The organism is Candidatus Delongbacteria bacterium (assembly GCA_041675285.1).
Lineage (GTDB): Bacteria > CAIWAD01 > CAIWAD01 > CAIWAD01 > CAIWAD01 > CAIWAD01.
This window is the reverse complement of sequence record JBAYTZ010000012.1, coordinates 56,368-76,505: the sequence shown is the minus strand read 5'-3', so window position 1 is coordinate 76,505 and position 20,138 is coordinate 56,368. Positions and strand designations below refer to the sequence as shown.

The window sequence follows — 20,138 nt, the reverse complement described above, 5'->3', positions numbered from 1 at the left end:
CCATGCTGTCCGAAGCGCGTGACACCATCGTGGCCCTCTCCACGCCGCCTGGCGTGGGTGCGGTCTCCATCGTGCGGCTCAGCGGTCCGCGAGCCCTTTCCCTGGCCCAGCGCCGCCTGGAATCGCGCGGCGCCTCCGACGCCGTCCTGCCGCACGCGCGGGCGCGTCGGCGCTGGCTGACTCGCGCCGATGGCCGGCGACTGGATCAGGCCGTGGTTCTCGCCTTTCATGCTCCCCACAGTTACACGGGCGAAGATGTGGTGGAATTCCAACTGCACGGTTCGCCGTGGCTGGTGGAGGAGCTTCTGGCGGACCTGCGCCAGGAGGCCGCGGTGGCGGAACCGGGCGAGTTCACCCGCCGCGCCGTGGAACACGGTCGCCTGAACCTCTCCCAGGCCGAAGGGGTACGGGCACTGGTGGAGGCCCGCAGCGGACTGGCCCACAACCTGGCGCTACGCAGCCTGTCGGGGGACGCCGGCCGGCGCGTGCAGGTCCTCCTGCAGGAGCTGTTGGACCTGCTCAGCCTAGTGGAAGCGGAGCTGGATTTCGCCGAGCACGAGATTGATCCAACCCCTGTTGCTGTCTTGCGAAGCCGCGCCGGCGCGGCCATCGAGCGGCTGGAAGCCTGGCGCGCCAGTTGGCGACTGGGCCGGCTCAGCCACGGCGCCCAAGTGGTGCTGGCCGGCGAACCCAACGCCGGAAAATCCACGCTGATGAACGCGCTGCTGGAAGATTCCCGGGTCCTGGTGGACGAAGACCCAGGCACCACGCGCGACGCCATAGCGCAGGAGTTGCGCCTGGGGGACCTCTCTGTCACCCTCTGGGACACCGCCGGGCTGCGGGACAGCGAAAGTCGGGTGGAGCGCCAGGGGGTCGCCCGGACGCGCGAACTGCTGGAAACCGCGGACGTCATCCTGCTGCTGCGAGCCCCCCATCAGTCCGGCATCCCCGAATTGACGGAGCGGGCAAGCTGTCTGCCCGTGCTGACCAAATCCGATCTGGCAAATGCGGAAACGGACCGGCGCCCGGGCGAACTGGCCGTCTCTGCCCTCACCAGCGCCGGGTTGACAGAGCTGAAAGCCGCGCTACACCAGCGGCTGGTGACGGAGGATTTGCACTCGCTGGACCTGGTGCTGACGGAGGCCCGCCACGTGCAATTGGTGGACCTGGCGGCCCAGTGTCTGCGGCGCTTCTGTGCGGCACTCGCGGCGGGGCTGGATCGTCCGCTGGCGGCCACAGACCTGCGCGAGGCAGCGGAGGCCGTCGGCGCCATCGTGGGCGGCGCGGATTTCGACGACTTGTACCCGTTGATCTTCTCCCGCTTTTGCGTGGGCAAATGAGTCACATCCCCGACACTCCGGGCGCCAATCCTGGCGCCACTGAGCCGGGTCGTTCCACGTGGAACTTGCCGGACCCGGCCTACGATCTGGTCGTGGCCGGCGCCGGACATGCCGGCATCGAGGCCGCACTGGCCGGTGCCCGACTGGGCCTGCGCACCCTGCTCGTCAGCATGTCCCTGCAAACCATTGGGCAGATGTCCTGCAATCCGGCCATCGGTGGCGTGGGCAAAGGGCAGTTGGTGCGCGAGATCGACGCCCTGGGCGGCGAGATGGGGCGGCTGGCTGATCGGGCGGGGCTCCAGTTTCGCATGCTCAACCGCTCCAAGGGGCCGGCGGTCTGGTCGCCCCGAGCCCAAAGCGACAAGCTTCGTTACGCCCAACTGGCCACCCAGACCTTGTCGGATCAGCCCGGGCTGGACCTGCGCCAAGGCTTGGTGACCGACCTGATCCTGCAACACGATCGGGTGACGGCCGTGGAATTGGCGGGCGGCGTCCGGATCCGCGCCGGCGCGGTCATCGTCTGCGCCGGGACTTTCTTGAACGGCCTGCTACACGTCGGAGAGTCACGTTCTCCCGGTGGTCGCGCGGGCGAGCCGCCGGCACTGGGGCTCAGCGAAGCGCTGGCCCGCCGAGGGATCGAGGTGCGCCGTTACAAAACCGGCACGCCGCCCCGGGTGGATCGCGCCAGCATCCGCTTCGAGGCATTCGACGCGCAGCAGGGTGACGCCAAGCCGGCGCCCTTTCGCTTCTACGAAAACCTGATTTCCCTGCCCCAGCAGTGTTGCTACGCGACCTGGACCACCCCGCGCACCCATGAGATCCTCAGCGACAACCTGCACCGTTCGCCCCTCTTTTCCGGCCGCATCGAGGGCACGGGTCCACGCTACTGTCCTTCCGTGGAAGACAAGGTGGTGCGCTTTGCGGACAAGGAACGCCACCAGCTGTTTCTGGAGCCCGAGAGCCAGGCCGGCCGCGAGATGTACGTCAACGGCTTTTCCACCTCCATGCCCGAAGATGTGCAACTGGCCGCCCTGCGCAGCGTGCCCGGGTTTGAGCAGGTTCGTTTCACGCGGCCCGGCTATGCCATCGAATACGACTACTTCCCGGCCTGGCAGCTGGACGCCACGCTGCGTCTGCGCGGGCTAAGCAACCTGTTCTTTGCCGGACAGCAGAACGGCACCTCCGGCTATGAGGAGGCGGCGGCCCAAGGTCTGCTGGCCGCCCTCAATGCTGCCGCCCAGCTGGACCAGAAGGACCCCGTGGTGCTGGGGCGGGATCAGGCCTACATCGGGGTCCTGCTGGACGACTTGGTCAATAAACCATTGCCGGAACCCTACCGGATGTTCACAAGTCGGGCTGAGTTTCGCCTCCTCTTGCGGCAAGACAACGCGGATCAGCGGTTGATGCCCCTTGCCCATCGACTGGGCCTGCTGGAGCAGTGGCGTTGGGAGCGCTTCCTGCAACGCCAGGAAGTCCGGACTCGGTTGCTGGAATGGCTGTCCCGGACATCCATCAACGGGCGCGCTCTGGAATCCCAGGTTTTAGCGGCGTCGTCGTCGCCAGCCAATGGGCGCTCGCAGGATCAAGCAGCTGTGACTCCAGATCTCACAGCTTCCACGACGCAACGGGCCCAAGAATGGCTGAAGCGACCCGAGTTGGGTTTGAGCGCCCTGCTTCAGGCGGCGCCGGAGCCCTGGTTCGCTGAAGTGGATGACGACCTGATCGCCGGTGTCGAGGTGGACATCAAGTACGCGGGCTACGTGGAGCGCCAGCACCGCGCCGTGGAAAGCTTCCGCCGCAATGAACAGGTGCCGCTGCCCGAAGAGCTGGACTACAAGTCGCTGGCCTCGCTGTCCACCGAGGCGCGCGAGCGGTTGAGCCTGGTCCGCCCGCGCAACCTGGGTCAGGCCTCGCGGGTGGGGGGCGTGAACCCGACGGACATCCAGGCCCTTTGGGTCCATTTGCAACGCCGTCCGCCGGCGTCATCGTCGCCCGAGCACCAGGAAGACGCCGTCACCCCGGCAGACTGAACAAGGAGCGTTCCACGTGGAACTCGATACCCCCGGGCTGGCCACCCAGCGCCTGGCCCTTTATGAAGAGCGACTTCGCGACCAATCCGAGCGGCTGGGCCTCGTGTCGACCGCCGGTCTGGAGAACTTCGCCACCCTATTACTGGACCCCTGCCTGCGCATGGGGGAACTCCCTGCGCTTTGCGCGGCCCGCAACATCGTGGACCTGGGTTCGGGCAACGGCTTGCCGGGAATTCCCGTCGCCATTCTCCACCCGGACAAGCCCGTGCTGCTGGTGGACAGCCGGCTCAAGCGCTGTCAGTTTTTGACGGACGTCGCCGCGGCCTTGGAGCTGGAGCACGTCCGCGTGCTGCACGCCCGGGTGGAGAAGGTACGCGCCGAGGCCCCGCCCGATTTGTTTATCTGCAGGTTTTTCAAAGACTTGCGCTTGATGGCAGCCTGGACTCGCCACTGGCGCGTCGCCGGAACCCGCTACCTGGTGGTTGCCGGTCAGGAAGAGTCGCCCCAGCCTGCCGTCTACGACTTGACCCTGCAGGGATCCCATCCGCTCTCCGCAGGAAAGGTGGCCCTTGAATACCTTGCCGGCTAATCCGCTACAGGCCCTCCAGCTGCGACTGGCCGCTTCGAGCCCTTTCTCTTCCCTGCAGGAATCCCTGGCCGCCCATCACCTGGTGGAAGCCGGCGGAGTCTCCGGCAGTCTGCGCGCGCTCTGTCTGGCCCACCTTCTGCAGGATCGGCCGGGCTTGATCCTGGTGGAAGACATGGGCGAGGCCGAGGAGCTGGCGGACGACCTGATCCTCCTACTGGGTCAGGACCGCGTCTTCGCGCTCCCCCAGGTGGAGCTGGCCCCTTACGACGAAAAGCAGCTGCCGCTGGAAAAGCGCTCGGCGCAGGTGGAGATCTACCGCCGCCTGCGGCTGGGCGACCCCCTGGTGCTGGTGGCCGGACTGCGCCAACTGCTCCAGCGCCACCCGGACCCGCGCGAACTGGACAGCGGCCTGCACCTGCTGGAACCCGGCATGGCGCTGGACCGCGAGGCCCTGCTGGAGTCGCTGGAAGCCGCCGGCTTCGAGCGCGTGTCCGTGGTGGAGGACATCGCCCAGTACTCGGTGCGCGGCGGCATCCTGGACCTCTATCCATGGGGGCAGGAATTCCCCATCCGCCTGGAATTCTTCGGGGACGAGATCGAGTCCATCCGCGCCTTCGACCCCGGCATGCAGACCAGCACCGAGCCGCTGGCCAGCGTCACCCTGGCCCTGCACCATGAGGCGCCGCCCGAAGATGGCCAGGACATCTTCCAGCTCCTGCGGGCAGACGCGCTGGTGGCCGGACCGGCCCTGGACGTGCTGCGCGCGCAACTGGATCACGGTGCCAAGGAAGTTCTGCAAGCCTGGAAAGCGCTGCCCGACCATGCCCACACGGCCCCGCCCGAGCGGCGCTACGTGACGCCGGCCCAGTTGGTGGAACAGCTGCTGCGCCGGCCCCGACTGGTCTTCCACGAAAGCCGGCGCCCGGACGACGAGCAGGTTCTCAACTTCCGCAGCCGCAGCCAGGAAGCCTTCATGCGCAACCTGAGCCTGCTGGCCGCCAACCTGCGCGGGCTGCACGACGAAGGCTACCAGACCATCATCCTCTGCGACAACCACGGGCAGCTGGAGCGGCTGAGCGAGATCCTGGAGGAGATGGAGCTGCCGCGCGCGCGCGTGCCGCTGGCTGTGGGCTCGCTGCACCGGGGCTTCGTGTCCCACGACGCCCTGCTGGCGGTCTACACGGACCACGAGATCTTCGGCCGCCCGCGCATGCGCCGGCACATCAAGCGCTTTCGCCGGGCCACCGCCCTGCGGAGGATCGAGAACCTGGAGCCCGGCGACACCGTCGTGCACGTGCGCTTCGGCATCGGTGTCTTCGAGGGCCTGACCACGCTCAAGGTCAACGGCCACGAGCGCGAGGTGTTGAAGATCCGCTACGCCAACAACGACCGGATCTACGTGCGGCTGGAGAATTTCCGCGACGTGGAGAAGTACTCGGCGGGCGAGGGCGTGGCGGCCAAGCTGTCCAAGTTGGGCAGCGGCGAGTGGGAGCGCACCCAGCGCAAGACCAAGGCCTCGATCCAGAGCATCGCCAAGGAGTTGCTCGAGCTCTACGCCCGCCGGCGGATGAGTCAGGGCGTGGCCTTTGGCGGCGACACAGTCTGGCAGCGGGAGATGGAGGCGGCCTTTGAATTCGAGGAGACCAGCGATCAGTTGACGGCCATCGCCGCCGTGAAGGAGGACATGGAAGCCTCCTGGCCGATGGATCGGCTGATCTGCGGCGACGTGGGCTTCGGCAAGACCGAGGTGGCCGTCCGGGCCGCCTTCAAGGCCGTGAACAACGGCTACCAGGCAGCGATCCTGGTGCCCACCACCATCTTGGCCCAACAGCACTACAACACCTTCAGTGCGCGTTATGCAGAATTCCCCGCGCGCGTGGAGGTGCTGAGCCGCTTCCGCACCGCCAAGGAACAGCACCAGGTGCTGGCGGAGCTGAAACAGGGCAAGGTGGACGTGCTGATCGGCACGCACCGCCTGCTCTCCAAGGACGTGGAGTTCCACCGGCTGGGCCTGCTGGTGGTGGACGAGGAGCAGCGCTTCGGCGTGCTGCATAAGGAGCGCATCAAGCAGCTCAAGGCCAACCTGGACGTGATCACCATGACGGCCACGCCCATTCCCCGCACACTGGACATGGCCATGCTGGGAATCCGCGACCTGAGCCTGGTGAACGTCCCGCCTTCCAACCGCCTGCCCATCGAGACGGAGATCCTGCCCTACAACCCCAAGGCGATCCGCAGCGCCATCCTGCGCGAGCTGGACCGCAACGGGCAGGTTTATTTCGTCCACAACCGGGTCCAGTCCATCGACACCATCATCACCCAGCTGCGCGAGCTGGTGCCCGAAGGCCGCTTCGCCGTGGCCCATGGGCAGATGAGCGGGCCCCAGCTGGAAAAGGTCATGTACCAGTTCATGCGCCGGGACTTCGACGTGCTGGTCTCGACAATGATCATCGAAACCGGCCTGGACATTCCCAACGTGAACACGATGATCGTCAACCGCGCCGATACCTTCGGCCTTTCCCAGCTCTACCAGCTGCGCGGCCGTATCGGGCGCAGCCACCGCCAAGCCTACGCTTATCTGCTGACGCCATCCGCTTTCGACATGACGCCGGACGCCAAGAAGCGCCTGCACACCATCGGCGAGTTCACGGACTTGGGTTCGGGCTTCAAGATCGCCATGCGGGACTTGGAGATCCGCGGGGCGGGCAACATCCTGGGCGCGGAACAGAGCGGCCACATCTCCGCCGTGGGCTACGAGCTCTACAACCGCCTGCTGGAAGAGGCCATCCTGGAGATGAAGGAAGAGCTGGAGCCCACGGAGCGGCCCCAGCGGCTGGAGTGCCAGGTGGAACTGCCCGTGGACGCCCTGCTGCCCGCGACCTACGTGGAGGATTCCGGCGAGCGCGTCAATCTCTACCGCCGGCTGCAGCAGGTGCAGAACGTGGACGAGGTGGCGGGGCTGCGCGGCGAGGTGGCCGACCGCTTCGGCAACCTGCCCCGGGAAGCCTGGATGCTGTTCCAGTTGGTGGAGCTGCAGGCCCTGGGGCGGGCGGCGGGCTGCGCGCTGGTGGACCTGCGCCACGAGCGCCTGACCATCAAGCCGGCGGCGGAAGACGAGACCGCGGCGCAGGCCTGGCTGGCCGGGCTGCGCCACCTGGGCCCGGACTGGCCCGTGCAGGTCTCCACGGCCGGCGGGGTCGCGCTGGTCTTGAATCAGCGGGGCATGGACTGGGGCATCAAGCTGGAACAGGCGCGCCTGCTGCTGCGGGAACTCGGACGCAGCACCTGAGGGCGTTAGGGCTGGCTGGCGATGGTGCGCCGCGCTTCCCGCCGGCGCAACCTCCAGGACCACAGGAAGAGCAGGCTGATCAGGAAGAGCGGACCGGCCACCAGCACCTCGCTCAGCCAGTGCCCCTTCCACATGAACACGTAGCCCAACCCCAATCCGGCGTAGACCGTGCTGCCCACCCATTCGCGCCGCCAGGCCAGGATCAGCACCAACAAAATGAACGCACTGGGGAGCAGGTGAACGCCGAAGGCCAGCCATTGCGCCCAGCGGCCTTTGTCCGGATCAAAGGCGTCCAGCGCGAACACGGCCAGGAACACGGCGTAGAGCGCACAGAGGATCACCGGGGCGAGGCGGATGCGGGTTTGGGTCGTCATGGGAGCTCCCGTCAGCGAGCGTTGCCGGACAGGTTCAAGCCCGCCCGGAGGGCGCTCAACACCAGATTCGTGCAGTCGCCTTCGCCGATGGGCGCCATCTCGGCATAAAGCGGATCATTGGAGTGCAGGGCGCGGCCATAGGCCAGCCGACCGTTGCTGTCCAGGATCAGCACGTGCACGGCGGCCACCATCCGCGTGCCCATCAGGTACTCGGTGAACAACACATGGGGCGTGCTTTGCGGATGGTTTTTCAACCAGGCCCGGCACTGGCGCACGGTCCGCTTCCAAAGGGCGCGCTGGCTGGCCTTCCAGCCAGGGCTCAGGCTGACCTCGCCGTCGCCCAGCCGGGTCGACAACAGGCCCTGATCCACCAGGCCAGCCATCACCCGGGCACCCTCCCGGGGCGAGTACCCGAGCTCCTCGCCTTTGCGGATCGCCGGCGGCAGGACCGTGAGGGACACATCCCGGCCCAGCGCCGCCAACTCCTTGGCCGCCCGCTCGTCCACCTTCCCGCCACAGCCCAGCAAGATCAGCAGAGCCAGCACCGCGAGGCCCGGCCCCAATCCCCATCGACGTGTCTTCATGTTTCCTCGAGGCTGGCGTAGGTGATCGGCGCGTGTGTGATGGTGCCGATCGCCGGGCGGGTTTGCAAGAGCTTTCGCGCACTCCGCCCGTCCGCAGCCCCGGGACGGACAAAAAAAGGGCCGGTCCACCATGCGGACCGGCCCATCCCCCCCAACAACCCGCCACCAGCGTCTGTCGATCAGCGACAGACCACTAGCGAACGAGCAACATGCGACGGGACTCGCGCGTCCCGCCGGCTTCCAATGTGTAGATGTACATGCCGCTGGGCAGGGTGCCCGCGTCAAAGGTCACGGCGTGTTCGCCCCGCTCCAGCAAGCCGTTCAGCAGCACGGCCACCTGCTGGCCCAGCAGATTGTGCACCACCAGGCGGGCCGGACCCGTCTCGTCCAGGCTCAGGCGGATGAGCGTGGACGGATTGAAGGGGTTGGGCGCATTGGCCTGCAACGTGAAGCGGGCGGGCTCCTCGTGAGCGCCGACGGGCTCGTCGTGAATGCGCAGCTGGCCACGGATCTCGCCGCCGGGCAGCACGGTGGAGTGCACGTTGACGTAGTAGTTGCCGGCAAACAGGTTGGTCACTTGGGCCGGCGTCAGGGTGAAGGTGTTGGACGCCGCCAGATAATCTCCCGACGTGGTGGACGACAGCTGCGGCGTCAGGCCCACCACCACGGATCCATTGCTGCCCGCGGGCGCATTGTGGATGTGGGACGCCGTGTAGTTGGCGAGCAGGCCGGCGAAGGAGCCCGTGACGACCAGCTGGGTTCCCGTCAGCACGGCCTGAATGCTGCCCGTGGCGGGCGAGGCGTTGGGCGGAACCTCCTGGGTTCCTTCCAGGGTGGCGGTGAAAACCTGGGCCAGGGCGGACGACGTCGCCAGCAACAGGGCCAGCATGCCGCCAAACATGTGGGCGCGAAGACTCTTCATGATTCCCTCCGGGTTGCGCGGTGTGCGGTTCGTGTTCGACTGTGTGTTTTTGTGGACTTTTTTAGTCCTCTATAAACATACCACGCGGCGCCTGATCACGCAAGCTATTGGGGTGGAAATTTGAACCGTTCTAACCAACCCTCCCCCGGGTGGCCACAGGCGGCGTAAAAAAAGCCCCCGCCGCGGGGCGAGGGCTGGAGGGAGTCGGTTGTCCGGCGAGGGATCAATAGTCGTCGGGCAGCTTGGGCCGGCCGTTCTTGCTCTTCTTGCCGGCGGGCACGCCGCCGTCCGCCTGCTGGTCGCCCTCGGTCTCAATGTCGGCGAACAGCTGGGTGAGCTTCTCCTTGTAGAGGACCACCTTGACCTTCTTCTCGATCTCCGCGCGCCACTGGTCGTGCCGCGTGGTGCGCTCCTCGCGCTCCAGCTTCATGCGGATGGAGGTCCGGGCCTCGTCCAGGGTCTTGGCCGTGGGGGCCTGGATTTCCACGATCTTGATCACCGACCAATTGCGACCGATGGGCAAGGGGTCGCTGATGTCGCCGGGCTTCATGGAGAACGCCGCCTCGCCCATCTTGCCGTAGCGGCCCGCCTGGAAGGGCTCCAGGGTGCCGTCCGTGCCCTTGCGGTCCGGGCGCTCGGTGTACTGCTTGGCCAGTTTGCCGAAGTTTTCGCCCTTCTTGGCGCGGGCGGCCAGATCATCGGCCAACTGCTTGTCGGCCACCAGGATTTCCTGCACCACGACCTTCTGCGGATGCATGTAGTCCTCGGGATGACCCGTGAACCAGGCCGCGATCTGCTCCTCGGTGATGTTGATGGTGCCCTTGATCTTCTCGCGCTCGTAGGTCATCACCACCATGTTCTCGATCTGCTGCTTGACGTTCTTCTTGACGTCCTTGTCGGCGTCCAGGTTCTTGTCCTTGGCGCGCAGGGTCAGCATGGGGACGATGGCCGCGTTGTCGATCATGTCCAGCACGTCCTTGGCCGTGGTCAGCGAAGAGGCCGGCCGGAAGTTGCGCTCCAGGCCCTTGGCCAGGGCGGGCAGATCCAGCGCGCCGCCCTTCCAGGTGGCCAGCTCCTGGCCCTTCCAGGCGCCGTCCGCCAAGCTGGTCAGGATTTCCTGCAGCTTGCGCTCCGGCTGCATGTTGGCCTGGATGTCGGTCAGCAGGCGCTGGGCCTTGGCCTCGTCGCGCGTGTACTTCAAATCCGCCTTCAGCGCGTCGAGATAGGCGTTGCCGGACGCCATGACCTGTTCGCCCATGGCGTTGCGGCACATCTCCTTCAGCGTCTCTTTCTGCTCCTCGAAGGGCGGCCGGTTCTCCACCTGGCGCCGTCCCGTCAAGTGGATCAGGTGCACGCCGAAGTTGGTCTCCACCGGCGCGGACACTTCGCCTTCCTTCAAGGCCCAGCAGGCGTCCTGGAAGGAGGTGACCATCCGGCCCCAGCTGAACCAGCCCAGGTCGCCCTTGCGCTCCTTGCCGTTTGGCTCTTCGGTGTACTTCTCCGCCGCCTGATCGAAGGCCAGTCCGCCCTTGATCTCCTGGGCGATCTCCTGGGCCCGCTGGCGCACGGCCGCGCTGTCCGGCGTCCAGCGCAACAGGATGTGCGCGGCCTGGACTTCCGTTCCCTGCTTGTCGTAGGTCTCCTTGAGCACCGATTCCGTGATCACCTTGTCCAGGATCTCGATCTCGAAGAGCCGGTTGATCATTGCCTCGGAGAGCAGGCTTTCCTCGCGCTCCTTGATCTCGGGCTTGTCGAAATAGCCGTCGGCCCGGGCGCCGGCCACCTTCAGGCGCCGCTCCACCAGGGATTCCAGGGCCTTTTCCCGGACTTCCAGCGGCTTGCGTGCGGCTTCGCGCTCCGTGCGGAACTGGCGCACCATCTCGTCGCGCAGGTCCTGCAGGGTGATCGTCTCGTCGCCCACGGTGGCGACCGCGCTCTCCAGATTCTTGCCACAGCCCGTGGCCAGGGTGAAGATGATGAGCGTCAAGAGCGTGGCCCGGACGGTCATCAACTTGGTTCCCCTCATGGTCGGTACCCTCCTATCCATCCATCTATAGAACCATGGCTTGCATGAAAAAAGCCGCTCAAGTTAATGAGCGGCTTGGGCAAAGAGAAATGTCTCATCACAGAACTGCCGTCTCGGCGATTCAGAGTTCCAAGTTCACGACAATCTTTCCACTGGCCTGCCGGTTTTCCAGTTCGGCGTGGGCCTGGGACACCTGGGCCAGCGAAAACTCCCGGTGCACGACGGGCCAGAGCCCGCGGAGCGGGGCGCCCGCGGCCGGCGGCGGGCCCATGTGCGCCAACACGGACTGGAAATCCCCCACGTCGCCCATGGTGGACCCGATGATCCGCTGGTGTTTGATGAAAAGGTGGCGCACGTCGAAGCGCAGCTCCGGCCCCGTGGTGCCGCCGCAGGTCAGGTAGCTGCCTTCGCGGGCCAGGCAGCCCAGGGACTGGGTGAAAGTCTCGGCCCCCAGGTGGTCCAGCACCACGGCGCAACCCAGCCCGCCGGTGACCGCCTTGACCCGGGCCCGCAACTCGCCGGAGCGAAGGTTGACCACGTGTTCGGCGCCCAACTCGAGCAGGCGCCGGCACTTCTCGTCGCTGCCCGCCGTGGCGATCACCCGCGCGCCGAAGAGCCGGGCGATTTGCAGGGCGGCCACGCCCGTGCCGCTGGCCGCGGCCTGGATCAGCACCCAGTCGCCGGGCTTCAGGACGACCTTGCGAGTCAGCATGTGCCAACTGGTGAGCCAGGCCAGGGGAAAGGCCGCGCCCTGGGCGAAGCTCAGGCCCTCGGGCAGGGCAAAGAGGTTGCGTTCGGGCAGCACGATCTCGTCGCACAGGCCGCCGGGGGTGTTCTCGCCCAGGATGGCGTAGCTGCGGCAGTGGTTCTGGCGTCCGGCCAGACAGGCCGCGCACTGATGGCAGAAGAGGGCCGGATAGGCCACCACGGATTGCCCGGCCCGCACACGGGTCACGCCCTCGCCCACGGACTCCACCACGCCGGCCAGATCGCTGCCCGGAATGAAGGGCAGCTCCACGTGGAGCCCCGGATGGCCGCGGCGCACCCAGAGGTCCAGGTGATTCAGGCCCACGGCCCGGACGGACACGCGCACCTGACCCGGACCCGGCGCCGCCGGTCGCGGCCATTCGCGCAGCTCAAGCACTTCCGGTCCGCCGTGGCGGGGAATGACGACGGCCCTCATGGGCTCCTCCGATTTGCTGCCCGCCATTCGTGTATCACAAAGAGGCCAACTCGCGCCGCAAATCCGCCAGGATCTCATCCCGCGCCGGCGCGCCGGCGGGCAGATCCGCCGCCGTGAGACAAGTGGCGCGCACCCACTGGAACAGGGCCGGCCCATCCACGGCCGCCGCCGGGTCCTGCCCGCACGAGGCAGCCCACCAGTTCGCCAGCAGGCGCGTCCGGGGCAACAGGTGGAAATGCAGCTGCCGATCCACCTCCGCGAAGGACAACAAGTAGACCCGCTCGGCGCCCGTGGCCCGCTCCAGTGCGCGCGCCGTGCGGGCCAGTGTGGCACCCAGCGCGGCGGCCTCGGCGGCGGAGAGCCCGCCCAGCGACCGCTCCGGCCCGACCAGGCGCAGAATCAGATAGCCCGGCCAGGCGCAAAAGTCCGCGGCTGTGACACGACAGAACTCGTCCTGCCAGAGCCGTCCGGGATCCGCGTCGCGTGCTTGTGTCACGCGGCTAGACCTGGACGTAGGCCGCGGCCTTGGCGCCGCAGATCGGACAGGAGGCGTCGGGCTTGCCGAACTCGATGTGGCCGCAGACCGGGCAGAGATAGAACTCGCTGGCCTCCAGGTCCCGGCCCTGGCGCACGGCCTCCAGCGCCGCCTGGTAGAGCCGGGCGTGCACGGCCTCCGCCTCCACGGCGAACTTGAACATCCGCGCGGCCTTGTGGCCAGCCGCCAACGCGCGCTCCAGCATGGGCGGATACATGCTCTCGAACTCAAAGGTCTCGCCGTCGATGGCGACCTGCAGGTTTTCCGCCGTGCCCTGGATGCCGCCCAGGGAGGCCAGGTGGCCTTCCGCGTGGATGCGCTCCGCCTCCGCCGTGGTGCGGAACAGCCGGGCCACGTTGGGGAAACCGTCCTTGTCCGCCTGCCGGGCGAAGGCCCGGTACTTCTGGTTGGCCTGGCTCTCGCCGCCGAAGGCCTCCTTCAGGTCGTGGGTGGTGTCGCTCATGCTGTCTCCTGTTGGATGGGCCACGGACAGGGGTTCCCGCGGCCGCGGAAATGTGGCAAAGCAGGGGCGCGGAAGAGCGGGCGGAAGCACTGCGGGAGGAGGATCAGCGGAACACGTTGCCGTCGGGGGCGTCGGGGGGCGATTGCGCCGGGGGGCGGGGCTCGCGCGCGGGGGCCTGTCGGTCATCCGGGGCGTCCGGGAATCCGGGCAGTGTGCGCGGCTCCTTGGCACGGATAAAGGCCGAGCCGCCCTTGCCGGAAGGGCGCTCCTTCCGGCCCGGCTTCACCGTCTTGGGACGGTTGACGTTGAACCACGACACCTGAGCCTCCCGACCCTTGGATGCCTGTCGCGCTGGTTGTTCGAAGTGCCGCCAGCGGGGACCTGGCGCGGGGCGGCGGGGACTTGGCGGAACCCGGCGCCTGGAAGTGATTGCAGTTTCGGTAGATGCGAGGATCTTGTCAAGAGCGCTGGACACGGGAGGCCCCTGCGCGGGCCCGCGGGCGCCGACCCTGCCCCGCGGATTGAAGAAAATCCGCCGACCCGCGTCCTTTCCTATGAGCAAGCAAGTGAGGTCGTCGTTTTGCCAGAGAATTCCGAGCCCCGCGCGCCGAGCACGGTCCAGCTTGCCGGACGGGTCTATCGCTACCTGCGCTCGTTGGTGGGGGACGCCGACGCGGCACGCGACCTGACCCAGGACCTCCTGCTCAAGCTGCACGACCAGCCCGGCGCGGGCCTGGCGCTGGTGTTCACCGTCGCGCGGAACCTTGGCTTGTCCCACTTGCGGCACCGGACTGTCCGGCAACGCGTGGTGATGGCGCTGGGCGAGAATCAGGATCTGGCTGAAACAGCGTTGGCGCCGGAGGCAGAGTGGCCGGATCGGCGACTGGAGGCGAAGGACCTGCGGGCGGACCTGCGCGCGGCGCTGGCCGGCTTGTCGGAGGAACAGCGCACGGTCTTCCACCTGACGGAAATCGAAGGGTTGCGCTACCTGGAGGTGGCCGCTGTGCTGGGAATCAGCGTCGGCACCGTGGCCTCGCGCAAGCACCACGCCGTCCGGCGGCTGCAAATCGAACTGAGGAGACGCGGTCATGGCGCGTGAAAACTGGCCCATCGAGCTGGAGGCCTACCTGGATGGCGAGCTGGAGCCGGCGGCAGCCGAGGCTTTCCGACAAGAATGTGCGGCGGATCCGGAACTGCGCCACTTGCAGGAGCAGCGGCTGGCCCTGCGCGAATTGGCCCGGGCCGCGCTGGGCGAGCTGCCCGCGGGATTGTCCATTCCGCTGGCCCGGCCGAGGCGGCGCCGCTGGCTGGCCCTGGCAGCCGCGGCCGTGCTGGCGCTGATGGTGTTCCGGCTAAGTGGACCCGGCGCGGACGAGACGGGCCTGATCCGTCCCGCCGGGTCCCGCGGGTTGGTGACCGCCCCGCGCCTGGGCGAGCGGGTGGGCGTGGTGCGCGAGCTGGCTCCCGGCCGACTGGAGCTGCCCGATGGCTATTTCAACATGGGAGGAGAGTGAAATGCGGTATTTGTCGATGAGCCTGATGCTGGCGCTGGCGGCAACGCTGGCGCTGGCGACGCCCCCGCAGCACAGTGTGCAACTCGCGAGCGGCAAGACCATTAAGGGCCAACTGGTGCGGATCACGCCGGGTAGCTACCTGCTTCAGTCCGGGGCCGAACTGCTGGAACTCGGCGAGGATGAGATCCAGACCGTGGACGGCCGCAAGGGCGACCTGAGCGCAGCCACGAAGCCGGAGAATCTGCGCAGTCTGCACAAGTACGAAGAGGTGCGCAGCGATGGTAGTGTGCTGGCCTGGGATAGTTTCGACATCAGCAACCCGGGACCGCAGGCCCTCACCGAGGTGAGCTTCGGCATCGCGCCCCACGAAGCGGAGGGCGCCCTGGCCGTGGAGTACCTGGATGGTTTCGGAAATCGCCTGAAGACCAAGCTCGAGCCCGGGCTGGCCGAAAACCCCAAGGCCAAGCGGCGCATGCTGACCATCGCCTTGGCGGTGCCGGTGGCGCCGGGTGAATCGGCGCGCTTGACCAGCCGCCGCGCCCAGGGGGGCGTGCGCAAGACCGCCGAAGGCCTTTCCTTAAGCTTCGCCGGCGACTTTCCCGATGATCGCCTGGTCTGGCGCAAAGTGCGGCTGCCCAAGGGCGCCCAAATCCTGCGCACGGATCCCGCCCCCACGGCCCGTTTCGACCACGACGGCACGCCCTACCTGATGTGGCGGCGCCTGTACTGGCAAGGCGAGGTTGCTCCGACGACCGTGGTCTACCGTCTGCCCTGACCGTAGACCACCTCTTTCTTCGACATAACGAATGACGAGCGCCCCGGTCGGGGCGCTCGCTGTTCGCTCATTCACTTACTGTCATCCGCGTCCTCCGCCGTGGCGATCTGCCTCGGTTGGTCAAATCGGCTTGACGGACACCGTCTTTCTTTTCCAACTGCCAGAACCTTCCCTTTCATCTGAGTCGATGCAATGCTTGTTTCCACCCCATTTCGGTGTCATTTTTACTCACGCGAGGCGAGAGGTGGAGTTCGAATTCGATGCCGCCAAGAGTATCGCCAATGCCCAGAAGCACGGGATCGATTTCCTGCGGGCACAGGATCTGTGGCTGGATGAAATGCGGCTGGAAATCCCTGCCCGCACCGAGGACGAGGCGCACTGGCTACTGGTGGCGAAGGTAGATGGAAAGCACTGGGCGGCGATCTATGCGCGCCGCGCCGGAGGAATCCGCATCATTTCCGTGCGAAGGGCACGCGCGGAGGAAAGGGCGTGGTATGAAGGCGAAAACGCTTGACAGGAAATTCGATCGGGGTGAAAACGTAGCTCCGGCCCTGGACCTGACGCGCGCCCGGCGCCCGGGGCAGGAATTGCGCCGGGTGAACGTGGACTTCCCGGTCTGGATGATCGAATCCCTGGACCAGGAGGCGCGCCGCGTGGGTGTCACGCGCCAATCGATCATCAAAGTGTGGATCGCCCAAATGCTGGAGCGCACTCCTCAGCCCTTGCCCAGCGGATCCGGCGGCCAGGCGTCGCCCGGGGGAGGCGGAGCCTCGGCCACGCGGCCCAGCACCTCGTCATAGGCGGCCCGGTTGGCGCGCGTGGAGCTCCTCAAGGTTGTCAGGAATTCCCGGGGTGTCGCGGCGCGGACGCCGAAACGCACGATCAAGCCGAAATGCCGAGTGTTGAACGTGACGATGGTGTCGCCGTTCGCGTCCACGGCCAGATCAACGCGCCGGGCGATACACGTCGCGCCGATGGCCCACCTTGACAACGCACACCACCAGAATCCTGTCCTCGATCTCGTAGATGATCCGGTAGGAACCCTGGCGGATGCGGTAGCGCTCCAGGCCGGAGAGCTTCTCGCAGCCCACGGGCCGAGGATCTTCTCGCAGTGCGTTGATGCGATGGAGGACGCGCTCCACGTCGACTTTGGGCAGTGCGCGCAAGTCCTTGGCGACCGATTCGCGCACCACCAGCTCATAACTTGCCATGGGCCTGCAAGTCCTTGAGCAGATCCTCGTAGCTCAACACGGGCTCGCTGGCGCGCTCTTCAAAGGCTGCCAGGTCCTCGGCGTCCTCGGACAAAAAGGAGCGGACGGCCTCATTGACCAGCAGGGAAACGGGCTGCCGCGTGTAGGCGGATTTGACCTTCAGCGCCTGATGCAGGTCGGGATCGAGGTAGATGGTTGCGCGCTTCATGCCACTCTCCAAGTTTGGAGGCGGCAGAGTAGCGCTTGGGCGCCATGACGTCAAGACGTTTTTAGTGCACGCTCACAATCACCCCCGGCTGTGTTCAACCCTTCGGTCGGTGCCGGGCCGCAACCGGGCGGGGCGGGGCTCACGGGAAGACGCGACGTGTCCATGCGGAATCGAATTGGCGACCGGCGTGGCAGAGTCCGTGCCGGTCAGCCCTTGCCCGCCGGATCCGGAGGCCAGGCGTCGCCCGGGGGAGGCGGAGCCTCGGCCACGCGGCCCAGCACCTCATCATAGGCGGCACGATTGCCGCGGGCGGCGCGGGCGCCCAGATACTCCTCGGTGAGCAGGGCAGAGAGCTTTTCGGCCAGCGCCGTGGCCACGAACTGATTGATGGACACCTTGTCCCGCGCGGCCATGAGCTTCACCTGTTCGTGCAGGCTGTCGGAGAGACGCAGGCTGATGGTACTCATGTGGAGCTCCTCAAGGCTGTCAGGAATTCCCGGGGTGTCACGGTGCGGACGCCGAACCGCGCGGTCAAGCCGAAATGCCGGGTGTTGAACGTGATGATGGTGTCGCAACCCGCCTCCACGGCCAGCTCCAGCAGCATGTCATCCTTGGGGTCCGGCAAGATGGGCCGCCAGAGGAACCAGATGCTGCGATGCTCCGCCACGGAGCACAAGTAATCCACCACGACATCCACATCCTGGGCGCGAAAGCCCAAGCCGCCCGTGTCGCGCTTCAGCACGGACTCGTACTCGATGGCCAGCGGCACGGACAAGACCAGCGCGAACGAACCGTCTGCCACACGGCGCAACACTTCATGCGAGGCGCTGCCGCGCGAGCGCAACCCGGAAACGATCACGTTGGTGTCGAGGACGACTCGGTGCATGTGGTATCATAGGCGATACCAACCAGAGAGTCAAGCCCGGAATGGTTGCTGTGTGCGCTGACTGCGCGGCGGGTCCAAGAATCCGGGCACTGCCGGAGGTGGGGCGCACGGGAAGGCGCGAAGAAATCCAAACTGGGCGGGCTTTTTGTTGCCTCCAGACAGCCCGACACCAGCATGTCGTCCTTGGAATTCTACGCGCCTTCCCGCGATTCTCATTCTTTCGCTGCGGATTCGAGCTGGCGATTGGCTTGGCGGACTACTTCTTGCCATGTTGCCGCCCGCACCTCGTTGATGCGATTCAGTTTGCGCTCAATTTCGGCTGCGGAAGAGCCCGAAATTCTTGGCCACATAAGGATGAGATCTTATAACTCCGCCATGTCGTCACAAAAACACTAATTGCAAATACCCAAGTAATCTACTACAATCTTGACTCTTTCTATGATTGATGCTGCGTCGTTTGTTCCTTGCTGAGATAGGCGATCATATTCCAGGAAATCAAATCGCGCGTCGGCAAGATCTAATTCTGCGGCGCTCTTGTTTGCCCTTATTTCCTCGTAGAATCCAACAAGCCTCTCTCGACGAACATTATTTATTCGGCCAAAATCCATCGCTGCGGAAACCACCAGGTAAAATATCGGTACTCTCGCTTGAGCTCTTAGCAAAGGGTCTTCTTGGTCAAATATCTTTATCATCTCATCCAATACCGCCTGAACGCGGCTCACTAAAAATTCATGGTCTGCGAACTTTCCAAGCCTATATGCTCTAACCATATCATCCAAATATGGCTTTTTTGTGTCCACAATTCGACCAACATGCGTTTTGGTGTGTTCCAAAAATATTAGTTTTGCCGCGCTCTCGCTGTGTTGTTGTCTTTGGTTTGGAAATCTAACAAAATGAACAAAAAATCTGTGCTGCGCAATTGTCCTAATGGCAGAAGCCATCGGCCCTCCAAGCGCATTTCGCTTCTCTGCGCCATTTAGCGGCACCGCTTCGTTTAGCCTCGAAAACATCTCCTCTATCAATTCATTGTCGCTTGTTTCAATGCAGATTATTGGCAGCGTAAAGGAATCGAATTTGATTTTTAGTCGCGGAAAACTCTTTGCCAGATCAGAGTACCTCATAGACGCCGCTTTTATATCCTCGTCCTGGAAATATTCAAAGTCATCAGATAGTGCAAACCTATCGTCGATAAACGCCCATATAGTTTCTATTCGTTGTCTACCGTCAACAATTGAGTAATCAAAGTTCGTTTTCTCCGTACCTCCGGCTTTTATGTGTGCGTGGAAATAAAGCTTAGGCACATCGAAATCATTTAAAATCGAGTCAATTAGTAGCTGCTTCTTTTCAAGTGTCCAAACATCGCTACCCCTCTGGTATTCTGGATTGGTATTTATGTATTCTCTTTCAGCGTTGATTCTTAGGATGGCGCTGTTTTGCATTGGATATGTTTTGAACGTTGCCACTCAAACCCCCACACATTCAGCAATACTCTCGAGCTCTGGAAACAAATAGAATCGATTTACCCCTATTATGCTCAACTCGTTCAATATCGACGCCTTTTCTGTGGCTGGTATTATATATCTCCATATGTGATCTTGTCTTGCGCCATCGTTTGTAATTTGGTTGATTAGGATGTCACTTCTGTGGCTTATTGTAAACACCCCGAATTGTGCTTGCATCCTTCTGTTATTTCTAGGCGAAATTGCGGCCATTGGGAGCAGCCGAGACCCCCTTTCGCTTGAAAGGGCCTGCGGGCTATAATTCCTAAGTATTTCGTCATCAAACGCTGGTATTTCTCCATCAACTATAGACCGATATCCACTTCTCTCGTTTGGCTCTGCCGGGGCTAACAGCCACAATACGCCGTCTACTTCTTGCTCTTCCGGTTTGTTTACGGCAAAATAAAGTCCAACAAGTGGATTTTCCGACCAATCCAATAATCGTGTCGCCAGCCCATAGTGTTGCATGACAAACAACCACTCGAATTCGCTTTTTGGCGGGCTGTCGACAAGGCTTGTTGCTCCTTGTTTGAACCTATTAATCAACGATTTTTCGTGTTCAACGGTGTGTGTTCGAAGTAACTTTGGCTTAAGCTCCCAACACTCTTTGCCTTGTCCGCGAAACCACATCTGGACCCCGCCACCTACCACCCGTTTGTCCTCTTTCAAGAGACCGATCATCTCTCCTATACTTGTTATTCTTCTGTCTT

At 64.6% G+C, this 20,138-nt stretch carries 23 protein-coding genes and 1 pseudogene; 9 read left to right on the top strand and 15 right to left on the bottom strand.

Features of this window, described 5'->3' with window-relative positions; genetic code table 11:
* Positions 1–2 precede the first annotated feature (2 nt).
* The 4 genes from mnmE to mfd are packed head-to-tail and all read left to right on the top strand — an operon-like array spanning position 3 to position 7,248.
* A complete protein-coding gene (mnmE, locus tag WC326_12115) occupies positions 3–1,340 on the top strand; it encodes a tRNA uridine-5-carboxymethylaminomethyl(34) synthesis GTPase MnmE (protein MFA7331805.1) in 1,338 nt (445 codons plus the stop codon).
* Positions 1,337–3,370: a tRNA uridine-5-carboxymethylaminomethyl(34) synthesis enzyme MnmG gene (mnmG, locus tag WC326_12110; GenBank protein MFA7331804.1), complete on the top strand. Its 2,034-nt coding sequence runs from the start codon at positions 1,337–1,339 to the stop codon at positions 3,368–3,370. Before mnmE ends, mnmG begins: the two co-directional genes overlap by 4 nt.
* Before the next feature lie 16 nt (positions 3,371–3,386).
* Positions 3,387–3,959 carry an RsmG family class I SAM-dependent methyltransferase gene (locus WC326_12105; protein ID MFA7331803.1) on the top strand — a complete coding sequence of 191 codons (573 nt, stop codon included), beginning with the start codon at positions 3,387–3,389 and terminating at the stop codon, positions 3,957–3,959.
* Positions 3,940–7,248 carry a transcription-repair coupling factor gene (mfd, locus tag WC326_12100; GenBank protein MFA7331802.1) on the top strand — a complete coding sequence of 1,103 codons (3,309 nt, stop codon included), beginning with the start codon at positions 3,940–3,942 and terminating at the stop codon, positions 7,246–7,248. The genes WC326_12105 and mfd overlap by 20 nt, the downstream gene beginning before the upstream one ends.
* Positions 7,249–7,253: 5 nt before the next feature.
* On the opposite strand, the gene WC326_12095 is transcribed toward mfd, so the two are convergent.
* The 8 genes from WC326_12095 to WC326_12060 form a co-directional block, all read right to left on the bottom strand.
* Positions 7,254–7,622: a hypothetical protein gene (locus WC326_12095; protein MFA7331801.1), complete on the bottom strand. Its 369-nt coding sequence runs from the start codon at positions 7,620–7,622 to the stop codon at positions 7,254–7,256.
* Positions 7,623–7,633: 11 nt separating this feature from the next.
* Complete coding sequence (locus WC326_12090; protein ID MFA7331800.1) at positions 7,634–8,206, bottom strand: hypothetical protein; 573 nt, start codon at positions 8,204–8,206, stop codon at positions 7,634–7,636.
* Positions 8,207–8,399: 193 nt separating this feature from the next.
* Positions 8,400–9,128: a CHRD domain-containing protein gene (locus tag WC326_12085; GenBank protein MFA7331799.1), complete on the bottom strand. Its 729-nt coding sequence runs from the start codon at positions 9,126–9,128 to the stop codon at positions 8,400–8,402.
* A 223-nt stretch (positions 9,129–9,351) separates the two neighbouring features.
* Positions 9,352–11,154: a peptidylprolyl isomerase gene (locus tag WC326_12080; GenBank protein ID MFA7331798.1), complete on the bottom strand. Its 1,803-nt coding sequence runs from the start codon at positions 11,152–11,154 to the stop codon at positions 9,352–9,354.
* 121 nt (positions 11,155–11,275) lie between these two features.
* The gene (locus WC326_12075; GenBank protein ID MFA7331797.1) at positions 11,276–12,337 is read right to left on the bottom strand and encodes a zinc-binding dehydrogenase; all 1,062 of its coding nucleotides are present in this window, start codon (positions 12,335–12,337) and stop codon (positions 11,276–11,278) included.
* 34 nt (positions 12,338–12,371) lie between these two features.
* Positions 12,372–12,833, bottom strand: a complete 462-nt coding sequence (locus WC326_12070; protein ID MFA7331796.1) for a hypothetical protein — start codon at positions 12,831–12,833, stop codon at positions 12,372–12,374.
* 4 nt (positions 12,834–12,837) lie between these two features.
* Entirely contained in the window at positions 12,838–13,335 is a 498-nt protein-coding gene (locus tag WC326_12065; GenBank protein ID MFA7331795.1) for a rubrerythrin family protein, read from the bottom strand.
* Positions 13,336–13,438: 103 nt separating this feature from the next.
* Positions 13,439–13,654 (bottom strand): hypothetical protein, encoded by a 216-nt coding sequence (locus WC326_12060; protein MFA7331794.1) that lies wholly within the window; start codon positions 13,652–13,654, stop codon positions 13,439–13,441.
* A gap of 261 nt (positions 13,655–13,915) precedes the next feature.
* Here WC326_12060 and WC326_12055 point away from each other — a divergent pair, with 261 nt between their 5' ends.
* From WC326_12055 to WC326_12035, 5 genes and pseudogenes are all read left to right on the top strand, one after another.
* Positions 13,916–14,434, top strand: coding sequence for an RNA polymerase sigma factor (locus WC326_12055; protein ID MFA7331793.1), 519 nt, complete (start codon positions 13,916–13,918; stop codon positions 14,432–14,434).
* Positions 14,424–14,849: a hypothetical protein gene (locus tag WC326_12050; GenBank protein MFA7331792.1), complete on the top strand. Its 426-nt coding sequence runs from the start codon at positions 14,424–14,426 to the stop codon at positions 14,847–14,849. Before WC326_12055 ends, WC326_12050 begins: the two co-directional genes overlap by 11 nt.
* 1 nt (position 14,850) lies before the next feature.
* Entirely contained in the window at positions 14,851–15,624 is a 774-nt protein-coding gene (locus WC326_12045) for a hypothetical protein (GenBank protein ID MFA7331791.1), read from the top strand.
* 192 nt (positions 15,625–15,816) lie between these two features.
* A pseudogene (locus tag WC326_12040) lies at positions 15,817–16,138 on the top strand (BrnT family toxin).
* Positions 16,119–16,424, top strand: a complete 306-nt coding sequence (locus WC326_12035) for a CopG family transcriptional regulator (protein ID MFA7331790.1) — start codon at positions 16,119–16,121, stop codon at positions 16,422–16,424. Before WC326_12040 ends, WC326_12035 begins: the two are co-directional and overlap by 20 nt.
* Here WC326_12035 and WC326_12030 read toward each other — a convergent pair.
* The 7 genes from WC326_12030 to WC326_12000 all read right to left on the bottom strand — a co-directional run bounded on the left by WC326_12030 (position 16,340) and on the right by WC326_12000 (position 20,109).
* A complete protein-coding gene (locus tag WC326_12030; protein ID MFA7331789.1) occupies positions 16,340–16,561 on the bottom strand; it encodes a hypothetical protein in 222 nt (73 codons plus the stop codon). The two genes, WC326_12035 and WC326_12030, sit on opposite strands and share 85 nt — an antisense overlap.
* Before the next feature lie 7 nt (positions 16,562–16,568).
* The gene (locus WC326_12025; protein ID MFA7331788.1) at positions 16,569–16,835 is read right to left on the bottom strand and encodes a type II toxin-antitoxin system RelE/ParE family toxin; all 267 of its coding nucleotides are present in this window, start codon (positions 16,833–16,835) and stop codon (positions 16,569–16,571) included.
* The gene (locus tag WC326_12020) at positions 16,822–17,043 is read right to left on the bottom strand and encodes a ribbon-helix-helix domain-containing protein (GenBank protein MFA7331787.1); all 222 of its coding nucleotides are present in this window, start codon (positions 17,041–17,043) and stop codon (positions 16,822–16,824) included. Before WC326_12020 ends, WC326_12025 begins: the two co-directional genes overlap by 14 nt.
* Before the next feature lie 206 nt (positions 17,044–17,249).
* Positions 17,250–17,510: a toxin-antitoxin system HicB family antitoxin gene (locus WC326_12015; protein ID MFA7331786.1), complete on the bottom strand. Its 261-nt coding sequence runs from the start codon at positions 17,508–17,510 to the stop codon at positions 17,250–17,252.
* Positions 17,507–17,929 carry a PIN domain-containing protein gene (locus WC326_12010; GenBank protein MFA7331785.1) on the bottom strand — a complete coding sequence of 141 codons (423 nt, stop codon included), beginning with the start codon at positions 17,927–17,929 and terminating at the stop codon, positions 17,507–17,509. The genes WC326_12015 and WC326_12010 overlap by 4 nt, the downstream gene beginning before the upstream one ends.
* A 392-nt stretch (positions 17,930–18,321) precedes the next feature.
* Positions 18,322–19,392: a DUF262 domain-containing protein gene (locus WC326_12005; protein ID MFA7331784.1), complete on the bottom strand. Its 1,071-nt coding sequence runs from the start codon at positions 19,390–19,392 to the stop codon at positions 18,322–18,324.
* Positions 19,393–20,109 (bottom strand): FRG domain-containing protein, encoded by a 717-nt coding sequence (locus WC326_12000; GenBank protein MFA7331783.1) that lies wholly within the window; start codon positions 20,107–20,109, stop codon positions 19,393–19,395.
* Between the last annotated feature and the right edge of the window lie 29 nt (positions 20,110–20,138).

Excerpts from the sequence above, each read along its gene's own strand:
- mnmE (MFA7331805.1), top strand. The coding sequence starts at position 3 with ATGCTGTCCGAAGCGCGTGACACCATCGTGGCCCTCTCCACGCCGCCT.
- WC326_12020 (MFA7331787.1), bottom strand. The coding sequence starts at position 17,043 with ATGAAGCGCGCAACCATCTACCTCGATCCCGACCTGCATCAGGCGCTG.
- WC326_12095 (MFA7331801.1), bottom strand. The coding sequence starts at position 7,622 with ATGACGACCCAAACCCGCATCCGCCTCGCCCCGGTGATCCTCTGTGCG.
- WC326_12035 (MFA7331790.1), top strand. The coding sequence starts at position 16,119 with ATGAAGGCGAAAACGCTTGACAGGAAATTCGATCGGGGTGAAAACGTA.
- WC326_12065 (MFA7331795.1), bottom strand. The coding sequence starts at position 13,335 with ATGAGCGACACCACCCACGACCTGAAGGAGGCCTTCGGCGGCGAGAGC.
- WC326_12080 (MFA7331798.1), bottom strand. The coding sequence starts at position 11,154 with ATGAGGGGAACCAAGTTGATGACCGTCCGGGCCACGCTCTTGACGCTC.
- WC326_12025 (MFA7331788.1), bottom strand. The coding sequence starts at position 16,835 with ATGGCAAGTTATGAGCTGGTGGTGCGCGAATCGGTCGCCAAGGACTTG.
- WC326_12085 (MFA7331799.1), bottom strand. The coding sequence starts at position 9,128 with ATGAAGAGTCTTCGCGCCCACATGTTTGGCGGCATGCTGGCCCTGTTG.
- mnmG (MFA7331804.1), top strand. The coding sequence starts at position 1,337 with ATGAGTCACATCCCCGACACTCCGGGCGCCAATCCTGGCGCCACTGAG.
- WC326_12075 (MFA7331797.1), bottom strand. The coding sequence starts at position 12,337 with ATGAGGGCCGTCGTCATTCCCCGCCACGGCGGACCGGAAGTGCTTGAG.
- WC326_12090 (MFA7331800.1), bottom strand. The coding sequence starts at position 8,206 with ATGAAGACACGTCGATGGGGATTGGGGCCGGGCCTCGCGGTGCTGGCT.
- WC326_12045 (MFA7331791.1), top strand. The coding sequence starts at position 14,851 with ATGCGGTATTTGTCGATGAGCCTGATGCTGGCGCTGGCGGCAACGCTG.
- WC326_12015 (MFA7331786.1), bottom strand. The coding sequence starts at position 17,510 with ATGAGTACCATCAGCCTGCGTCTCTCCGACAGCCTGCACGAACAGGTG.
- WC326_12010 (MFA7331785.1), bottom strand. The coding sequence starts at position 17,929 with ATGCACCGAGTCGTCCTCGACACCAACGTGATCGTTTCCGGGTTGCGC.
- WC326_12000 (MFA7331783.1), bottom strand. The coding sequence starts at position 20,109 with ATGATCGGTCTCTTGAAAGAGGACAAACGGGTGGTAGGTGGCGGGGTC.
- WC326_12050 (MFA7331792.1), top strand. The coding sequence starts at position 14,424 with ATGGCGCGTGAAAACTGGCCCATCGAGCTGGAGGCCTACCTGGATGGC.